The organism is Variovorax defluvii, from assembly GCF_039541515.1.
Taxonomy (GTDB): domain Bacteria; phylum Pseudomonadota; class Gammaproteobacteria; order Burkholderiales; family Burkholderiaceae_C; genus Variovorax; species Variovorax defluvii.
Map to the genome: position 1 here is coordinate 330,168 of NZ_BAABGJ010000081.1, position 17,226 is coordinate 347,393.

Annotated in this window: 16 protein-coding genes; 8 read left to right on the forward strand and 8 right to left on the reverse strand. The window is 67.7% G+C overall.

Annotated elements, in window-relative coordinates; all coding sequences use genetic code 11:
• Window positions 1–4: 4 nt before the first annotated feature.
• Window positions 5–418 (forward strand): PaaI family thioesterase, encoded by a 414-nt coding sequence (locus ABEA07_RS27100; RefSeq protein WP_345541806.1) that lies wholly within the window; start codon window positions 5–7, stop codon window positions 416–418.
• Window positions 419–433: 15 nt separating this feature from the next.
• Here ABEA07_RS27100 and ABEA07_RS27105 read toward each other — a convergent pair whose 3' ends face one another.
• Entirely contained in the window at window positions 434–1,213 is a 780-nt protein-coding gene (locus tag ABEA07_RS27105) for a ProQ/FINO family protein (protein ID WP_345541807.1), read from the reverse strand.
• Window positions 1,214–1,430: 217 nt separating this feature from the next.
• Between ABEA07_RS27105 and ABEA07_RS27110 the strand changes: the two genes are divergently transcribed.
• Together ABEA07_RS27110 and ABEA07_RS27115 are read left to right on the forward strand one after the other, a co-directional pair.
• Complete coding sequence (locus tag ABEA07_RS27110) at window positions 1,431–1,763, forward strand: proteophosphoglycan ppg4 (RefSeq protein ID WP_345541808.1); 333 nt, start codon at window positions 1,431–1,433, stop codon at window positions 1,761–1,763.
• A gap of 11 nt (window positions 1,764–1,774) precedes the next feature.
• On the forward strand, window positions 1,775–2,479 hold the full coding sequence (locus ABEA07_RS27115; protein ID WP_345541809.1) for a L,D-transpeptidase: 705 nt from the start codon (window positions 1,775–1,777) through the stop codon (window positions 2,477–2,479).
• A 7-nt stretch (window positions 2,480–2,486) separates the two neighbouring features.
• Here the strand turns inward: ABEA07_RS27115 and ABEA07_RS27120 are convergent, their stop codons facing one another.
• Complete coding sequence (locus ABEA07_RS27120) at window positions 2,487–3,425, reverse strand: LysR substrate-binding domain-containing protein (protein ID WP_345541811.1); 939 nt, start codon at window positions 3,423–3,425, stop codon at window positions 2,487–2,489.
• Between the two features lie 82 nt (window positions 3,426–3,507).
• On the opposite strand from ABEA07_RS27120, the gene ABEA07_RS27125 reads away from it, so the two are divergent.
• The 4 genes from ABEA07_RS27125 to ABEA07_RS27140 all read left to right on the forward strand — a co-directional run bounded on the left by ABEA07_RS27125 (window position 3,508) and on the right by ABEA07_RS27140 (window position 7,088).
• Entirely contained in the window at window positions 3,508–3,825 is a 318-nt protein-coding gene (locus ABEA07_RS27125; RefSeq protein ID WP_345541812.1) for a DUF2917 domain-containing protein, read from the forward strand.
• Window positions 3,826–3,958: 133 nt separating this feature from the next.
• Complete coding sequence (locus ABEA07_RS27130) at window positions 3,959–5,137, forward strand: acetyl-CoA C-acetyltransferase (RefSeq protein WP_345541814.1); 1,179 nt, start codon at window positions 3,959–3,961, stop codon at window positions 5,135–5,137.
• Window positions 5,137–5,937: an enoyl-CoA hydratase-related protein gene (locus tag ABEA07_RS27135; RefSeq protein ID WP_345541815.1), complete on the forward strand. Its 801-nt coding sequence runs from the start codon at window positions 5,137–5,139 to the stop codon at window positions 5,935–5,937. The genes ABEA07_RS27130 and ABEA07_RS27135 overlap by 1 nt, the downstream gene beginning before the upstream one ends.
• A complete protein-coding gene (locus ABEA07_RS27140; protein WP_345541816.1) occupies window positions 5,934–7,088 on the forward strand; it encodes an acyl-CoA dehydrogenase family protein in 1,155 nt (384 codons plus the stop codon). The genes ABEA07_RS27135 and ABEA07_RS27140 overlap by 4 nt, the downstream gene beginning before the upstream one ends.
• Before the next feature lie 18 nt (window positions 7,089–7,106).
• Here ABEA07_RS27140 and ABEA07_RS27145 read toward each other — a convergent pair whose 3' ends face one another.
• Entirely contained in the window at window positions 7,107–10,580 is a 3,474-nt protein-coding gene (locus ABEA07_RS27145) for a proprotein convertase P-domain-containing protein (protein ID WP_345541818.1), read from the reverse strand.
• A gap of 28 nt (window positions 10,581–10,608) precedes the next feature.
• Here ABEA07_RS27145 and ABEA07_RS27150 point away from each other — a divergent pair, with 28 nt between their 5' ends.
• A complete protein-coding gene (locus ABEA07_RS27150) occupies window positions 10,609–11,292 on the forward strand; it encodes a hypothetical protein (RefSeq protein WP_345541819.1) in 684 nt (227 codons plus the stop codon).
• A gap of 433 nt (window positions 11,293–11,725) precedes the next feature.
• Here the strand turns inward: ABEA07_RS27150 and ABEA07_RS27155 are convergent, their stop codons facing one another.
• The 5 genes from ABEA07_RS27155 to ABEA07_RS27175 are packed head-to-tail and all read right to left on the reverse strand — an operon-like array spanning window position 11,726 to window position 17,225.
• Window positions 11,726–12,700, reverse strand: coding sequence for a hypothetical protein (locus tag ABEA07_RS27155; RefSeq protein ID WP_345541820.1), 975 nt, complete (start codon window positions 12,698–12,700; stop codon window positions 11,726–11,728).
• On the reverse strand, window positions 12,697–13,302 hold the full coding sequence (locus ABEA07_RS27160; RefSeq protein ID WP_345541822.1) for a hypothetical protein: 606 nt from the start codon (window positions 13,300–13,302) through the stop codon (window positions 12,697–12,699). The genes ABEA07_RS27155 and ABEA07_RS27160 overlap by 4 nt, the downstream gene beginning before the upstream one ends.
• Window positions 13,292–13,573 carry a response regulator transcription factor gene (locus tag ABEA07_RS27165; RefSeq protein ID WP_345541823.1) on the reverse strand — a complete coding sequence of 94 codons (282 nt, stop codon included), beginning with the start codon at window positions 13,571–13,573 and terminating at the stop codon, window positions 13,292–13,294. The genes ABEA07_RS27160 and ABEA07_RS27165 overlap by 11 nt, the downstream gene beginning before the upstream one ends.
• Complete coding sequence (locus tag ABEA07_RS27170; RefSeq protein ID WP_345541824.1) at window positions 13,573–14,994, reverse strand: HlyD family type I secretion periplasmic adaptor subunit; 1,422 nt, start codon at window positions 14,992–14,994, stop codon at window positions 13,573–13,575. The genes ABEA07_RS27165 and ABEA07_RS27170 overlap by 1 nt, the downstream gene beginning before the upstream one ends.
• A complete protein-coding gene (locus tag ABEA07_RS27175) occupies window positions 14,991–17,225 on the reverse strand; it encodes a type I secretion system permease/ATPase (protein WP_345541825.1) in 2,235 nt (744 codons plus the stop codon). Before ABEA07_RS27175 ends, ABEA07_RS27170 begins: the two co-directional genes overlap by 4 nt.
• Window position 17,226: the final 1 nt, after the last annotated feature.

Here is a 17,226-nt window from a genome sequence, read left to right on the forward strand (position 1 = left end):
GCGCATGCCCGCCACCAAGGAAGAGATCGCGGCGTTCATCGCCAGGGAGTTTCCGCAGACGAAGGTGGCCGTGCTCGAAGCCGGCGACCGCGGCGCGACCGTGGCGCACGAGATCGGCGCTGCCGAACTGCGGCCGGGCAACACGGTCTCGGGCCCGGTGCTCATGGCCACGGCCGACGTGGCGCTCTATGTCGCCATCCTCGGCGAGATCGGCATCGTCCCGCTGACGGTGACCACGAGTTTGAACATCAACTTCCTGCGCAAGCCGGCGGCCAGCGCGCGCATCCTCGGCGTGTGCAAGCTCATCAAGCTGGGCCGCACGCTGGCAGTTGGCGAAGTCAGCCTCTATTCGGAGGGGAGCAGCGACATCGTGGCCCATGCCGTGGGGACCTACGCCATTCCTGCGCGCGGCGCATAGGCCGCGCGTGCCTGCTCATTCGCCCGTGCTGGCGGCCGCCTGACGCCGCGGCCCTTTCAGCGCGCGGCGGACCTCGGCGGGATCCATCCCGTACATCTCGGCGAACTCATCGACGCCGCGGCCGCTGGCCTCGAAGGCACGCCGCAGCGCTTCACGCCTGGCGTTGCGCTCCCCGAGCTCGGCGAAGGCTTCGTCAAGCGCCGCGTTCGCGGCCTCGTCTCGTCCGCCGACGGCCATCACGTAGTCCTCGCGCGACAGGCCGGAGGCCTCGATGGCGCGGATGAGTTGCGCGCGCAGCTGCGGGCGCAGATCTTCGCTGCTGCGGCCCTGGCGCCGGCGGAAGACTTCGAGGATGGCGTGATGCACATGTCCCGGCGCGACCGGCTCGACTGGGTTGCCGTCCAGGTCATGGCGCGGCTTGCCGGAGGCGACCGCTTCGAGGTAGCGGGTGGAGCGCGCATGCAGGCCCATCGCGATCTTCAGGTCCTCGGGCTTGAACACGTCGGGATGCCGGGCCAGCAGGTCCTCGTAGACGCCGAGCTTCAGCGGCAGGAAGCGCGCGCCGAACAGTTGCGGATAAAGCTCGAACAGGCGTTCCAGCACGGGATGGGGTTTGCGGGGCCGCGGCTGTTGCTGCTTCTGCGGCGCGTCGGCAAGCGGCTGCGTCCCCTGCGGGTTTGCCTGCGGCTGGCCTGCATTCCGGGGCTTGCGGCGTCGACGCGAGGCCTTGCCGGGGGCGGCAGCAGGCTGCGGGATGGAAGACGGGGTGTCGGTGTCTGCAGGGTTCGGAGTCATGAGAATTCAGGTGCGCCAAGCCGGCGCCTCGCGCCAGGACCAAGCCCCGAACTGTAATGCGGCGCGGTGCGGCCGCGCCGCCATGCCCTTCCGAAGTCACGCTGCTCGTCCTACACCCATGCGCGCGGACCACCGACCACGACCCCGGGCCATGGGTCTACGTTGGGAAACGCTGAGGCCACAGCCAACGTCACATCCACCCCTCAAGGAGAACACCATGACATCCATCTCGATCTCGAACGTACTGAAGACATCCGCGGCCGCCCTGGCCCTCGCCGGCGCAGCCGGCTTCGCGATCGCGCAGGGCAACCCGCCGACCACCAGCTCACCCAACCCCGCGACCGGCGCGGGCCAGCAAAGCCAGAACAACACGCCGATGGGCACGACCGGCACCACGCCGCAGAACCAGAGTGCCGGCACGATGAGCTCGAGCCCGGCGCCCCGCGACAACATGTCGGGCAGCGGCACGATGTCGTCGTCGACCGACACCACGAGACCGGCGACCTCTTCCGCGGACACGACCCGCATGGCCCGCGCGGACCGCAACTGAGTCCGTCTGCCATGAGCCTGAGCCGCACGGCCGTGCCATCGGCGATCGCCGCGCGCTGCGCGGTGGATCGCGCCCGGCGACTGTCTGCGTCCGCGTCGGGCGTGGCGCTGCTCGCCCTGGGGGCAGCGCTCGCCCTGCCCGCGCCCGCGCGCGCGCAGGGCGATGTGGGCACCCTGGTGCAATGGGTGCGCGCGACCGGCGACAACGGCGGCGCGGCCTTCGCGGTGGTCGACAAGAAAGGCGCACGCGTCCACGTGTTCGACGCTTCGGGCAAAGAGCGCGGCTCCTCGCCGATCCTGCTGGGGCTGGCGCGCGGCGACGACTCGGTGCCGGGCATCGGCGAACGGCCGATGGCGCAGATCCGCCCCGAAGAGCGCACCACGCCCGCCGGCCGCTTCGCGAGCGAGCCGGGCCGCAACCTGCAGGGCGAGGACATCGTCTGGGTCGACTACGACGCCGCGGTGTCGATGCACCGCGTGCGCGCCACCAATCCTGCGGAGCGACGGCTGGAGCGGCTGGCAACCCCCACCATCGCCGACAACCGCATTTCCTACGGCTGCATCAACGTGCCGGCCGCTTTCTACGACATGCATGTGAAGCCGCTGCTCGGCACGCGGCGCGGGGTCGTCTACGTGCTGCCCGAGACACGCTCGCTGGCGGCAATGTTCGGCACCCGGGTCGCGGGGGCCGCGACGGCCGCCACGCCGGCGCGCTGAGGCCGTCTCAACCGCGCCGCGCCACCTCGGTCTCCGCGCGCAGCCAGCGGACGAAGTCCTGCGCATCGGCGTTGTAAGCCGCACGACGCGAGGTCTCGATGAAGTAGGCGCGCCGCGAGGACGCCCCCATCCCGAACGGCGCCACCAAGCTGCCGCCTTGCACCAGGTCGCGCAGCAGCGGCATCCGCCCGATCACCACGCCCTGTCCGGCCACCGCGGCGGCCACGGCCTCGGTGTAGTGGGTGAAGCGCACGGTGTTCTTCGTGCGCACGTCCGCCAGCCCCATGAGCTCCAGCCACGGCTCCCATTCGACGGTAGGCGGGTCTCCGGGGTGCATCATCTCGATGGTCAGCAGCGTCTGCTGCGCCAGGTCGTCCGGCGTGCGCAGCAGCTTCGCGACCTGCGGGGCGCACAGCGGCATCACCGACTCCTCGAACAGCGCCGGACCGGTGCCGCGCTCGATCGGCACGAAACGCACCGCCACGTCGAGCCGGTCCTGCTCCAGGTCCAGCACCTCCAGCTTGGCCGACACCCGCACGTCGACCTGCGGATGGTCGGCGGTGAAGCGCGCCAGTCGCGGAATCAGCCAGAACGACGCAAAGCCGGGGGTGCAGGTGATGGCGACCTGGCGCAGCGTCGGCATGGCACGCAGGCGCGCGGTGGCGTCGCGCAGACGCTCCAGGCTCTCGACCACGGCGCGCTGCAGCACGCCGCCGGCCTCGGTGAGCGCCAGGGCACGGTGGCGGCGCTCGAAGAGCAGCAAACCGAGGCTGGCCTCGAGCTGCTGGATCTGGCGGCTGACGGCCGACTGGGTCAGGAACAGCTCCTGCGCCGCCTGCGTGAAGCTGAGCGTGCGCGCCGCGGCTTCGAAGCTGCGCATCAGCTCCAGCGGCGGAAGCCCGGTCACGGGCGGCCGCGAAGAGGGTTTCGCATTCTCTGCACGCATGCAACGAGTTCCTATTGAACGTGTGACGCGGGGGGACCGGCTCACTATATTCATTCCAACACCGAATGCAACGGAGCCTTCTATGCCTGCCACTTCCACGACTTCCGACACCTTGCACCTGACGCTGGCCAAGCGCGGCATCTTCGCTGTCCCCGACGGCGAGGGTGTGGGCGTCGAATGCCGCAGCGGCAGCGTGTGGATCACGCTGGACCATGACCGCCGCGACATCGTGCTGTCGCCCGGGGAGCGCTTCGTGGGCGACCGGCACCGGCGCATGCTGGTGTCGGCGCTGGAGCCGGCTTTCATCACCGTGTCGGGCTCACGCCCGGCCACGCCGCCGGCACGCCGGCGCGCGGCGTCGCCTTGGCGACTGGCGGTCCGCGGGATGTCCCCGGCTTGACCTTCCGGGGCCGGCGTCGAACCATCGACGCGTGGCCCGGACCCTGCAGCGCAGCGCGCCGTCACGCCCGTGACGGCGTTTTCGCGTCGCGACGCCATCGGCCACGATCTTCCCCAGCAGACAAGGACGACACATGGCAGAGGCATACATCGTGGCCGCGACGCGCACGGCCGGTGGCCGCCGCGGCGGGCGGCTTTCGGGCTGGCACCCGGCGGACCTGGCGGCGCAAGTCATCGACGCGCTGGTCGCGAGAAGCGGCATCGACCCGGCCGCGGTGGAGGACGTGATCCTCGGCTGCGTGAGCCAGGTCGGCGAGCAGGCCAGCAATATCGCGCGCAACGCGGTGCTGGCCTCCACGCTGCCCGAATCGGTGCCGGGCACCTCGGTCGACCGCCAGTGCGGCTCCTCTCAGCAGGCGCTGCATTTCGCGGCCCAGGCCGTCATGTCGGGCAGCATGGACACGGTGATCGCCGGCGGCGTCGAGAGCATGACGCGCGTGCCCATGTTCACGCCCAACGCGCTGCCGGCCAAGGCCGGCCTGGGCACCTACATGAGCCCGGCGATGCAGCGCCGCTATCCGGGCGTGGAATTCAGCCAGTTCACCGGCGCGGAGATGATCGCCAAGAACCACGGCATCGAGAAGGAGGCGCTGGACCGATACGCCTTCGAGACCCACCGGCGCGCGATCGCCGCCACCCGCGAGGGCGCCTTTGCGGCCGAGGTCCTGCCGGTCGAGGTGCGCCTGGCCGACGGCAGCGGCGCGGGCGGGATGCACGGCGTGGACGAGGGCATCCGCTTCGACGTCACGCTCGAAGGCATCCAGGGCGTGAAGCTGATCGCCGAAGGCGGCCGCTGCACCGCCGCCACCGCCAGCCAGATCTGCGACGGCGCCAGTGGCGTGCTGGTGGTCAACGAGCGCGGGCTGAAGGCGCTGGGTGCGAAGCCGCTGGCTCGCATCCACCACATGAGCGTGATGGGGCACGACCCGGTGGTGATGCTGGAGGCGCCGATCCCCGCCACCGAGCGGGCCTTGCGCAAGGCCGGCATGGCCATCGGGGACATCGACCTCTACGAGGTCAACGAGGCCTTCGCGCCGGTGCCGCTGGCCTGGCTGCAGCGCCTGGGCGCCGACCCGGCGCGGCTGAACGTGAACGGCGGCGCGATCGCGCTGGGCCATCCGCTGGGTGCCTCGGGCACCAGGCTGATGACCACGCTGATCCACGCGCTGCACCAGCGCGGCAAGCGCTACGGCCTGCAGACCATGTGCGAAGGTGGCGGCATGGCCAACGTGACCATCGTGGAGCGCCTCTGATGTCCGCCGTGGTGTGGGAACTGGAGGAAGGCGTGGCGACGCTGACGCTCAACCTGCCGGCCAAGCTCAACCCGATCGCGCTCGACCTGCAACTGGCCCTGCGCGAATGCTTCGCCCGCGTGCGCGAGGACCGCGCCGTGCGCGCCCTGGTGCTGACCGGCGCCGGCCGTGCCTTCTGCGTGGGCGCGGACCTGAGCGCGATGCGCCCGCCTGCCGAGGGACAAACGCTGGGCGACCAGACCGCGCAGTGGATGCAGTCGACCAGCAATCCGCTGATCGAGGAAATGCGCACGCTGCCGGTGCCGGTGGTGTGCGCCATCAATGGCCCCGCCGCCGGTGCCGGCGTGGGGCTCGCGCTGGCGGGCGACGTGACGGTCGCCGCGAAGAGCGCCTACTTCTACCTGTCCTTCCTGCCCCGGCTGGGCATCGTGCCGGACCTGGGCTGCACCTGGATCATCCCGCGCCTGGTCGGCCCGGCGCGCGCCATGGGCATGAGCCTGCTCGACGAGCGCATTTCCGCCGAGCGCGCGGCTCAATGGGGGCTGATCTGGGCCTGCATGGCGGACGACATGCTGCTGCCCGAAGCCCGGCAGATCGCGCAGCGGCTGGCCCGGCTGCCTGCGCATGCGGTGGTCGAAGCGCGCCGCGCCTTCGAAGCCTCGGCGCGCCACACGCTGCCGGAGCAGTTGCACTACGAGAGCGAGCGCCAGCGCGAGTTGATCGACCGGCCCGAATTCGCCGAGGGCGTGGCCGCCTTCCTCCAAAAGCGCGCACCGAACTTCCCCGAAAGACCGGCATGATCGACCGCACCCTCTTCGGCCCCGACCACGAGGCCTTCCGCGACAGCTTCCGCCGCTTCATGGACAAGGAGATCGCGCCCTTCCACGAGAATTGGGAAGCGCAGGGCTACGTCGACCGCGCGCTGTGGAACAAGGCCGGCGAGAACGGCTTCCTGTGCATGTCGCTGCCCGAGGAATACGGCGGAGCCGGCGCCGACCTGCTCTATTCCGTGATCCAGTTCGAAGAGCTGTGGGCCCGCGGCTTCACCGGCGTGGGCTTCGGCCTGCACAGCGAGATCGTGGCGCCCTACATCCTGCGCTACGGCACCGATGCCCAGAAGCGCAAGTACCTTCCCAGGCTCGCGAGCGGCGACATGGTGGGCGCCATCGCGATGAGCGAGCCCGGTGCCGGCAGCGACCTGCAGGCGGTGCGCACCGCGGCGCTGCCGCAGCCGGGCGGCGGCTGGCACCTGTCCGGCAGCAAGACCTTCATCACCAACGGCTGGCACGCGGACCTGGTGATCGTGGTGGCCAAGACCGACCCCGAGGGCGGTGCCAAGGGCACCAGCCTGTTCCTGGTGGAGCGCGGCATGCCCGGCTTCGAAAAAGGCCAGCGGCTGAAGAAGCTGGGGCTGAAGGCGCAGGACACCTCGGAGCTTTTCTTCAACGACGTGCACCTGCCGCCCGACGCGCTGCTGGGCGAGCAGAACCGGGGCTTCGTCTGCCTCATGGAGCAGTTGCCCTGGGAGCGGCTGCAGATCGCCATCAGCGCGGTGGCCGCCTCGCAGGCGGCCATCGACCACACGATCGCCTACGTCAAGGACCGCAAGGTCTTCGGCCAGGCCGTGGGCGCCTTTCAGAACACGCGCTACACCCTGGCCGAGCTGCAGACCGAGGTGCAGATCGCGCAGGTCTTCGTCGACAAGTGCATCGAGCTCCTGCAGCAGGACAAGCTGGACACCGCCACCGCCAGCATGGCCAAGTACTGGACCACCGACCTGCAGTGCAAGGTGATGGACGAGTGCGTGCAGTTGCACGGCGGCTACGGCTTCATGTGGGAGTACCCGGTGACGCGAGCCTACGCCGATGCGCGGGTGCAGCGCATCTATGGCGGTACGAACGAGATCATGAAGGAGGTGATCACGCGGGCGATGGGCTTGCCGGGGCGGTGAGCCGGGACTGAGCCTGCGTCACGTCCAGTTCGCAGCCAGCAGCGGCGCCAGGCTGTCCCGGTAGCTGGGAGGCAGCGTGCTCTGGCCCGGGGGCGGGACATCGAAGACGGCCATGGCTTCCACGAGCTGCTGGACCCCCCGCTCTACCAGGATCCTGCCGTCGCTGAGTTGGACCTGTTCGATGCGGGAGCCACTGTTCGAGTACCAGTTGTTGACGGTGACCCGGTCGGTGGTCCCGATGATGCTGATCTCCAGATGGTTGCCGGTTTGGCGGAACCAGAGCTGATCCATCGAGATCTCCGGGGCGAACTGCAGGACATCGGTGTTGCCGCTGGTCGTGTCGTCTTCGATCACCGTGTCCTGTCCCGAGCCGCGCCCGAAGCGATAGATGTCGTTGCCGGCGCCTCCGGCCAGCAGGTCCGCACCCTCGCCACCGATCAAGACGTCGTTGCCGAGCCCGCCGCTGAGCACATTGGCCGCGCTGTTGCCCGTCAGGGTGTCGTTGCAGTTGCTGCCGAAGAGGTACTCGATGTTGCGCAGCGTGTCCGTGCCTGAGCCGCCGGTGGCTTGTGCGCCGGCGGAAGCCAGGCTGACCGTTACCGCCGAGCCGGCATACACGTAGGAAACCCAGTCGTTGCCACCCAGGCCATCGAGCACGTTGTCGCCGGCGCCGGCGTAGAGGACGTTGCTCAGTGCATTGCCGGTGCCGTCGATGGCCCCGGCCGAATTGAGGAGAAGATTCTCGACATTGGCAGCCAGCGTGTGGGTGACGCTGGCACGCACGATATCCGAGCCTTCGCCAGCCAGCTCCAGCACGAGCACATCGTCGCCCGCGCCACCATTCAGCGCATCCTGGCCCGAGCCGCCCAGCAGCTTGTCGTTTCCGTCGTTCCCCGACAGGGTGTCGTTGCCGCCGAGGCCGGCGATCACATCGTCCCCTGTCGTGCCTTGCAGCAAGTCATCGCCTTCCGTGGCCGCACCGGCGACACCGCCTTGACCTGCGAGTTGCCAGGACTGCAAGGCCCCCTGCGAATCGAAGAACCGGCATTGCGCGGCAGACAGCAGGCTCGCCTGCTGGTTGCGCAACAGCACGGCCTGGCCTTCGCCGAGGTCCAGCCGCGTGTCGGTTCCCACCTGTGTGCGGGCGAGGCCGGCAAAGTCCAAGCCGCCGAAACCGATCAGGGCGATGGTCTCCGCCGCAGACCCGGCCGTGCCCGCCCCCAGGTCGACGATCGTGTCCTGCGCGCCAGCATCCTTGGCGATCACGAACAGATCGCTGCCCGCACCGCCCGTCAGCACATCGTTGCCCCTGCCGCCATCCAGCGTGTCGTTGCCTTCGCCGCCCAGCAGGGTGTCCGCGCCGCGTCCGCCGAGCAGCACGTTATTCAGTGCGTTGCCTGTCAGGGTATCGCTGCCATCGCCGCCGAAGGCGTTCTCGAACTCGCCGCTCAAGGTGAGCGCCTTGCCTGCGAGCGTGCTCGTGCTGCCGCTGTTCAGGTTGAGGATGCTGTTGCCGGTCACTGCGCTGGCATTCAGCGTGTCTCTTCCGCCGTTGCTGTCCGCCAGGGTGCCGCGCGTGCTGCCGGCGAAGGCCGCGAACTCGTTGGTATAGACGTAGACATCGTTCGAATCGGTGGCGCTGCCGTACAGGTCCAGCCGCACGTTCTTCAGTGTCCCCGTATGGCCTGTCACCGCGTCGATCACCTGCAGCGTCCAGTTGCCAGCGCTTTGCTCGCCCCGCAAGCGGGTGCTGTTGAAGCTGAAGCTCAAGGTCCCCGACGATGCATCGCCGAGGTCGCTCGCGCCGCTGCCAGGTGCCTTGCCAGGGCGGTTGACCAGCACGCTCTCGGTGCCGCCCGGCGAGACGAGTTTGACGATGAGGTCGCCCCATCGCTGGTGGTCCAGTTCCAGCGTGACCTGCGCGCTCTCCACTTCCACCCCGGCGGCCATTGCGAACGTGCGCGTCACCATCCCTGAGCCATCGGGAATGGAGACGTTGAGGACCCCACTCGAGGCTCTGGCAACGTACTCGTTGCCGGCGGTGTTCTGCTCCGTCCAGCTTTCGGCAAGGCGCGCGGCCGCGCGGGCATCCACCTTCCCGAAGCCATAGTCGTGGCTGACATGCATGCCGCCACCGTTCCAGTGGCTGCCGGCATTCGTGGCCCAATCCGCCCCGTTGAGCTTCTCGACGTTCGTGAGCGTGTCGGCACCGTCGGCGCCGCTGCGGGTGTCGACGACGCGGAACCGGGCGCTGCCGTCGGCATCGGCGATCCGGGTGATGCGGTAGTCGGCGTAGGAGCCGGCGTATTCGGCAACGTCGATGCCGTCGCCGCCGTCGAGGCTGTCGTCGCCGCGCCCGCCGGTGAGCACGTCCTTGCCGCTGCCGCCTTGGAGCGTGTCGTCTTCGAGGCCGCCGTCGAGCACGTCGTCTCCCAGGCCACCGATCAGTCGGTCCTTGCCGCGGTGGCCGCGGATCAGGTCGTTGCCGGCGCCGCCGTCGATCACGTCGTTGCCGTCCTCGCCGCTCAGGGCATCGTTGGCCGCGCCGCCGATGATCAGGTCGTCGCCTGCGCCGCCGCGCACGAAGACGCTGGAGCGTCCGCCGCCCACGAAGGTGTCGGCCCCGTCGCCGCCGACGGCGATCTCGACTTGGCTTTCGGCCATGTCCAGCATGACGCCTGCGCTGCCGACGACTTGCACCACGTCCAGGCCCTCGCCGCCGTCGATGAAGGTGTCGGCGGCATCGACCAGCAGCACGTCGTCGCCGGCACCGCCCGAGAGGCGGTCGGCGCCCGTGCTGCCGGCCAGCCAGTTGGCCTGCGCATCGCCGATGATCGTGTCGTGGCCGGCGCCGCCGGTGACGTGGCGCACCGACAGGGCCGCGGCGCTGAGCGTTTCGTGGACGGTCGCGACCGTGTTCTGCGAGACGAAGGACGTGAGGCCTGCCGTGCCTTCGGTGGACACGGTAAGGCCCGAGCCCGTCTGCGCAAGGCTCGCGCCTGCCGGGTTGGCGAGGAAGTTGGCGGCGATGGCTTCCTTGGTGATGCCCGCCTGCACGAAGCTGCCGCGCGCCAGCACCTCGTTGCCGTCGCGCACTTCGCCGCTCTGTGCGGTGGTTGCCAGGCTGATGCCGGTGATGCTCAGGTCCGCGAAGGTCTTGAGTTCGCCTGCGTCGGTCTTGCCGTCGTGGTTGGCATCGACCCACACGCGCAGGCTGCTCCAGGCCGCGTCGGCGCTGTTGAAGACGTTGTCCGCATGGGGCCTGGTGCCTGCGACGCCGTTGCTGCCGGCCATGCCCTTGTAGTACTCGGAGAGGGTCTCGGCGACGTTGTCGATGCGGCCGTTGCCGTTCAGGTCGTGCACCACGATGCCGTCCTGGGCCGACACCCAGCCAGTCTGCTCCAGGCTGCCGCCGTCGTTGTCGGCGTCGAAGAGGACGGGGGCGCTGCCGTAGCTGGTGAGTTGGACGCCATCGCCGTCGAGGTCCAGCACCAAGGGATCGGCCGGGAAGAGGCTGTAGTTGGCCGACCTGCAGTCGCGTGTCCTGCGCCATCGTGAAGCCGTTAAAGGCGCGAAGGTCGTCGTCGGTGATGGTGTTGCCTCGGGCGTTCTGGTCGGCGCGGATGCTGGAGAGGGTGCCGCCGGAGCCGAGGATGGCGGTGTGGTCGTTGCTGTAGGCGAAGGGCAATGCGCCGCTCAGGATCGCGGGCTGGCTCAAGATGGCGCCCACGCTGGAAGCCTGCTTGGCGCGGGCATCGTTGGCGTCGAGGATGCCGTTGCCGCCGAGCTGGATGCGGAACAGGCGCTCGGCGTCGAGTTGCTGCGCAACGGACGCAGGGGCTTCGGCCCAGTTCGCACCTCCGACATAACTGGCATCGCCGAGGGGCCTGACCCATTTGTCCGTGGCGCCATCGTAGAAGTAGCCTCGGACGAAGTTGGGATCGGTGACCGTGTCAGAGCCGATGCGGCTGTATTCGAGATAGATGTTTGTGACGCGAAGGCCCCAGGCGAGACTGCTGCCAACACCAGTCAGCGCGCTGCTCGCGTGGCCCGCGAAGCTGCCTTTGGTCATGTCATCCCACGTCGCCTGCGCCGCGGCGATGTTGCCGGCTTGCAGGTCGGCGCGAAGGGGCTCCCAGGCGGTCCAGTAGTCGATGCCGAGGGCGGCGTTGAAATTGCCATCGGCGTCCCTGGTGTTGGATGATGCGCTCAGGTGCGTCTGATAGATCTTGTCAACTGGAATTTGCAGTGCTTTTGCGGGATCTGGGGGTAGGCCATTCTTTCCATCGAGGTACTCGCGCCTGGCGTCCAAATCCGCTCTGACCAACTCCACCCCCAAGGTGTTCCAGTCCGCGGGGGTCATCGTGATTCCCTTTTCTGCCGCCACCGCTGCGGCATACCGATTGGCAATAGTTCCGTCGAAGGTGTTGTTCTGAACGACTTGCGCCGCCAACACGGCGTAGGCGTTGTGATGCCCAGTTTCCCGCAAAGTTACTGCGTCGAGGTAGTTCCGGTAGGCCAGTCGTTGCTCACGATCGATGTAGCTTTGAAGAATGGCGATATCTGCTTGATTCAGTCCTGACATGATTGAAAGATCTCTCCCTGATCTGTTGAGTGGGTGAATGAATGACTATGGCTCAGCGCGGAGGCTTAACCATTTGCGCAGCGGATGCCGCGCTAAGAGCAGCGTCCAACAGGGCCCGCGTGCGTTCTTCCATCTGCTGCCAGTGCGGCAACAGGCTGAGGTGGTAGGACAAGCGAACCCTGGCATTGAGATGCTCGTGGTAGAAGTAGTGATTGCAGTGCGGATTGATGTTCATATGCCATCCACCCCTCTTCTTGTATTCGTCGGACTGGTAGTAGACCTCCCGCTCTTCCAGGGACATGGCCAGCTCTTTGTCGACGCTGTTCGTCTTGAGGTATAGCCAGGAAGCGCACTTCATGTAGCGTGCACCACCGTGCACATCGATCGGAACATATAGGTCGTCTTGACGCTCCATCCCGCACTGCTGCATCTCGCCCTCGAACTCACATGGCTTCGCAAAGCGCGCGCGCGCGTAGTCAACTCCCCAGTGCTGCAAGCCGTACTTGTCGGGATATCTCTTGCGCGCGGTCAACCGCTCGATGTGGTCCTTGACGGCCTCATCGACGGTGCCCTCCCACCATGGCAGTGACCCAACAGACTTGACCGACATCACATTGAATCGGACCAATGCGGGTCGTTGACCGTTCCGAATGAACTCACGGATGTTCTCAGTCGATCGCGGCTGCATCTCCGGCCCGAGGGCGTTCAGAAAGAGCTCCTGATCTCGAAGCTCACCACTGGACATCACCTGGATCTCACCGATGTATCCCATCGGGATATGAAACGCCTTCCCCCCCAACGTGGTCTCATAGATCGCATCAGGCGGAGCAAGATACAAGCTCTGCAGCGCCTTCCTGTGGCATTCGGCCGGAGTGATCGTGCAGAGATAGTCCTTGAGACTGAACTGCTCCGCGCTACCCGGCCGCTTGTCCTCGTCGGCCTTGCCGCACCCACACAGCCAGGCCGCAGTGACAGCGAGCGCGAAGGGCCCCAGAAGGCGTCGGGAACGTCCAAGAAGCCCTGTCATGGGCGTGACCTCCAGACTCCCTCTTCGGTCAAACGATCCCAGTCGACGTCCTCCAAGTCGATCGGCTCGCCGTCGGGCATGAAGAAGAACCGGCCACTCTGCATCAGGCTGACGATGCCGCTCATCGACGCTTCCGCGGCACACCGCCACAATTTGAATTCCTCACGCTTGAGCAGCAGATCATTCCTGATCATTTCCAACTCCAGCAGGGACGTACCGTCCGGGGTGGGGTCGGCCGGCACATCCGCCGCCAATGCCGATTCAGGCGGTCGGCCCTCAACCTGGCGGCAGAGAAGCCGCAATACCAAGACAGCCCACGAGTTATGCCGTCCTGTCTCGCGCACGCTTGCTGCATCGAGCTGACGCCAGTAGCCCAAAGCATCGCCACGGTCGACATGGCCTTGCAGAACGGCGATATCGATTGGATTCAGTCCTGAAACGATCGAAGACTCCCCTGGTTCGTCGTGTTTGCTTTTTCTTGAACAGCGTCGGCCGGCGAACCATCGACCGCATCCAGCGCAACCCGCAACGCTAGCGACCGACCGTCCGCAGATCAATGGGAAGAACTTCCCGATCTGCGCACCCTCGCCGTCAATCCCCACCCATGCGCAGATAGATCGCGACCGCTTCCGCACGGTTGCGCGCGCCCAGCTTGGCGTACAGGCAGGTCAGCTGGTTGGCGACGGTCTTCTCGCTGCGGTACGAAGCCGAGGCGATCTGCAGGTTCGTGAGGCCCGCCGCGAGCCAGCGCATCAGCGCAACGTCCTTCGGGCTGAGCAGCGCCAAGGCTGCCGAGCGGGGGGGCGCGGCGGTCCCGCACGGCTCGTCGACGGTGTCGAGCGCGGCCGCGTCCTTGCGCGTCATCTCATGCATCACCGCTCCCTCAGGCTTTCCTGCCCAGCGCGCTGGATGGGGCTCAGCAGGTACTCGATGATCCGCCGCCTGCCCGTCTTGATCTCCGCGGTCACGTTCATCCCCGGGCTCAGCTTCACCGGCCTGCCGTCGACATCGATGTGGCTGCGCGCCAGCACCAGCGTCACCGGAAAGATCGCGCCGCGCTTCTCGTCGCTGACCGCATCGGCCGTGACGGTGCGCACGACAGCATCCACGGTGCCATAGCGCGTGAACGGGAAGGTCTCGAACTTGATCTCGGCTTGCTGCCCGGCCTCGACAAACCCGATGTCCTTGTTTTCCAGCGTCACCTCGGCCGTGACGCTCGCACCCTCGGGCACGATCACCATGAGGGGCTGCGCCTCGGTGACCACGCCGCCTTCGGTATGCACGGCGAGTTGCTGCACGGTGCCGGCCACCGGCGCCCTGAGGGTGGCCTGGCGCTCGCGCTGGCTGGCCTTGGCCAGCTCCTGCGTGACCTGCTGACGCTTGAGTTCGGCCGCGGCCTCGCGCGCGCTCAGGTTGTGCCGGGTCTCGGCCACGTAGGCGCTGCGGGCGTTCTCGCTTTCCCTCAGGGTGGCCCGGGCCTCCACCAGGCGGGCGCGCTGCGTGGCAAGGTCACGCTCCAGTTCGATGCGCTCGCGCATGCGGTCCTGGTTGGCATGGCCGGACATGAAGCCCTGTTCGGCGAGCTTCTTGAAGTCGGCTTCTCGCTGGCTGGCGATGGGCAGCGTGGCCTCCAGCTTGGCGACCATCTCACGCACGGTGGCGATCTCCGCCTGCCGGCGCTCGATCTCGGCGGTGGACTTGGCCAGCCTGGCGCTGAAGTCGTTCCATTCGTCCACGAGCTGTGCATTTGCGGCGCTCGCGTCGCGCTCGCTCCAGTTCGCGGGAATGCTCCGGCCCAGGTGAGGTATCCGCGCCGAATCCTGGAGTGCCTGCAGCAGCACGCGGGCGCGCAGCACTTCGGACTGTGCCGCCTTGAGCTGCTCGTCGGCGCTGGTCCTGTCTGCATGCGCACGGGTCGGGTCCAGTTCGACGAGGGCTTGGCCGGCCTGCACGCGGTCACCGTCCTTGACCAGCACGCGCTCGACCACGCTCGCTTCGAGCGGCTGGATGAGCTTGGTGCGCTCACTCACGATGATGCGGCCCGGGGCCACGGCAACGATGTCGATCTCGCCCGCGATGGACCAGGCCAGCGCAATCAGGAAGAGCACCATGAGCGCCAAGGCGAAGCGCCTCGGGGCCGGATGCACAGGCGTGTCCTGCAGGCTCAGTGCGGCAGGAAGGAAGGCCGTTTCATCGGCCAGGCGCCGCGGGCCGGCGAGTTCGTGGCGATGCGCCCAGGCGGCCCCGAAGATGGCGCGGTAGCGGGCAAGCAATTCGAAGGCGGGATGTCTCATGCCTCTGCGCCCTCGGTCGGATGTCCTCCTGCCTGCATCGCCCACAGCCGCGCGTAGATGCCCTGGGGCGTGCCGAGCAACGCTTCGTGCGTGCCGCTTTCCACGATGCAGCCCCGGTCCATCACGACGATGCGATGCGCCTGGCGCACCGCGGAGAGCCGGTGGGCAATGATGAAGACGGTGCGCCCCTTGCAGATCTGCGCCATGTTGCGCTGAACGATGGCCTCGCTCTCGTAGTCGAGCGCGCTGGTGGCCTCGTCGAAGATCAGGATGCGCGGCTGCGTGAACAGGGCCCGGGCGATGGCGATGCGCTGCCGCTGCCCGCCCGACAGGCTCGCCCCCTGTTCGCCCACCACCGTGTCGTAGCCCTCGGGCAGTTCGCTGATGAATTCGTGCGCGCCGGCCAATCGTGCCACCTGCAGGACGGCGTCGATCGGCGCAGCCGGATCGGCGATGGCGATGTTCTCGCGCACGCTCCGGTTGAACAGCACGTTCTCCTGCAGCACCACGCCGACCTGCCGCCGGAGTTGGGCTGCATCGATGAGCCCGATATCGACGCCGTCGATCAGCAGGCGCCCCTGCTCGGGCGTATAGAGACGCTGGATGAGCTTCGTCAACGTGCTCTTGCCGGAGCCGGAGCGCCCGACGATGCCCACGACCTCGCCGGGGCGCACTTCGAGGCTGACACCCTGGAGCGCGAGCGGCGCCTCGCGGCGATAGCGGAAGCTCAGTTGTTCCAGAGTCACCCGGCCCTGGAGGGCAGGCAGCGGAGCGGCCGTGCTGGACGGCACTTCGGTGCGGGTGTGGAGGATGTCGCCCAGCCGCGCCATGGAGGTGCCGGTCTGCTGGAAGTCGCTCCAGAGCTGTGCCATGCGCATGATGGGCTGCGCCACGCGCTGGGCAAACATGTTGAAGGCGACGAACTGACCCACGGTCAGTTCGTTGTTCATGACCAGGCGGGCGCCCCACCAGAGGGTGGCTGCGCCGACGAGCTTGCTGATCAGGTGGACGCCTTCATGCGCCCAGATCGCGAGGTTCTGGACACGGAAGCTGGCGCAGACGTAGGCGGCGGACTGGTGGTCCCAGCGGCGTCCGAAGGCGGGTTCGAGCGCGCCGGCCTTCACGGTCTGGATGGCGCCCACGGTCTCTACCAGCATCGCCTGGTTCTCCGCGCCGCGGGCGAACTTCTCGTCCAGGCGCCGGCGCAGGAGGGGCACGACGGCGAGGCTCAAGCCGAAGTACAGCGGCAAGCCGACCAGCACGATGAGGGTCAGCGTCACGCTGTAGAACAGCATCACCGCAATGAAGACGAGGGAGAACAGCACGTCGAGCAGCACGGTGAGCGCGTTGCCGGTGAGAAAGCTGCGGATGTTTTCGAGTTCGCGCACGCGTGCAATCGAGTCGCCGACGCGCCGGGCCTGAAAGTAGGCCAGGGGCAGATGCAGCAGGTGGCGGAACAATCGTGCGCCGAGTTCGACGTCGATCCGGCTGGTGGTGTGGCCGAAGATGTAGCTTCTGAGGCCGGTGAGCACGCTCTCGAAGACGACGACGACCAGCAAGCCGCAGACGAGCACATCGAGCGTCGTGAGGCCGCGGTGCACGAGCACCTTGTCCATCACGACCTGGAAGAACAGCGGGCTCACGAGCGCGAAGAGCTGGAGCGCGAAGGAGATGGCCAGCACTTCACCCAGGAGGCGCCGGTACTTGACGAGGCTGGGGATGAACCATGAGAAGTCGAACCTCGCCAGCTCGCCGGCGAGGCTCGAAGGACTGGTGACGAGGATCAGTTCGCCGGTCCACTGCGATGCGAAGACGTCGAGCGGCTCGATGACGGTGCACGATGGCGCAGCGGACGGGTCATGCAGCAGCACACGCTGCGCGTCGCAGCGCGCGAGGACCACACAGCGCGCCTCGCCGCCGTCTTCGCTGCGCAGCAGCGCAAGTGCGGGCAGCGGGGTCAAGCTCAGGCGATCGAGGCTGGTGCGTGAGTGCTTGGCCTTCAGGCCGATCTGCCTGGCCGCCTGCAGGATGACGGTGGCATCGACCACGTCGCCCGAGTTCAGGCCCAGTTGATGCGCCAGCCTCACGGGATCAGCCGCCGTCTGATGCACTTGTGCCAGCATGCAGAGGGCCGCCAATGATGGATGGGCTGCGGATACGGGTGCGGCGGCCGGCGTTGCCCGCTCAGTCGCGCCGCCGATCGACGCAGCGGCGATGCGTTCTTCTGTCATT

What these genes read in the sequence shown, in the direction of transcription:
- ABEA07_RS27170 (WP_345541824.1), bottom strand. Translation starts at nt 14,994, where the DNA reads ATGAGACATCCCGCCTTCGAATTGCTTGCCCGCTACCGCGCCATCTTC.
- ABEA07_RS27130 (WP_345541814.1), top strand. Translation starts at nt 3,959, where the DNA reads ATGGCAGAGGCATACATCGTGGCCGCGACGCGCACGGCCGGTGGCCGC.
- ABEA07_RS27135 (WP_345541815.1), top strand. Translation starts at nt 5,137, where the DNA reads ATGTCCGCCGTGGTGTGGGAACTGGAGGAAGGCGTGGCGACGCTGACG.
- ABEA07_RS27155 (WP_345541820.1), bottom strand. Translation starts at nt 12,700, where the DNA reads ATGACAGGGCTTCTTGGACGTTCCCGACGCCTTCTGGGGCCCTTCGCG.
- ABEA07_RS27110 (WP_345541808.1), top strand. Translation starts at nt 1,431, where the DNA reads ATGACATCCATCTCGATCTCGAACGTACTGAAGACATCCGCGGCCGCC.
- ABEA07_RS27115 (WP_345541809.1), top strand. Translation starts at nt 1,775, where the DNA reads ATGAGCCTGAGCCGCACGGCCGTGCCATCGGCGATCGCCGCGCGCTGC.
- ABEA07_RS27165 (WP_345541823.1), bottom strand. Translation starts at nt 13,573, where the DNA reads ATGCATGAGATGACGCGCAAGGACGCGGCCGCGCTCGACACCGTCGAC.
- ABEA07_RS27125 (WP_345541812.1), top strand. Translation starts at nt 3,508, where the DNA reads ATGCCTGCCACTTCCACGACTTCCGACACCTTGCACCTGACGCTGGCC.
- ABEA07_RS27120 (WP_345541811.1), bottom strand. Translation starts at nt 3,425, where the DNA reads ATGCGTGCAGAGAATGCGAAACCCTCTTCGCGGCCGCCCGTGACCGGG.
- ABEA07_RS27175 (WP_345541825.1), bottom strand. Translation starts at nt 17,225, where the DNA reads ATGACAGAAGAACGCATCGCCGCTGCGTCGATCGGCGGCGCGACTGAG.
- ABEA07_RS27100 (WP_345541806.1), top strand. Translation starts at nt 5, where the DNA reads ATGCCCGCCACCAAGGAAGAGATCGCGGCGTTCATCGCCAGGGAGTTT.
- ABEA07_RS27140 (WP_345541816.1), top strand. Translation starts at nt 5,934, where the DNA reads ATGATCGACCGCACCCTCTTCGGCCCCGACCACGAGGCCTTCCGCGAC.
- ABEA07_RS27105 (WP_345541807.1), bottom strand. Translation starts at nt 1,213, where the DNA reads ATGACTCCGAACCCTGCAGACACCGACACCCCGTCTTCCATCCCGCAG.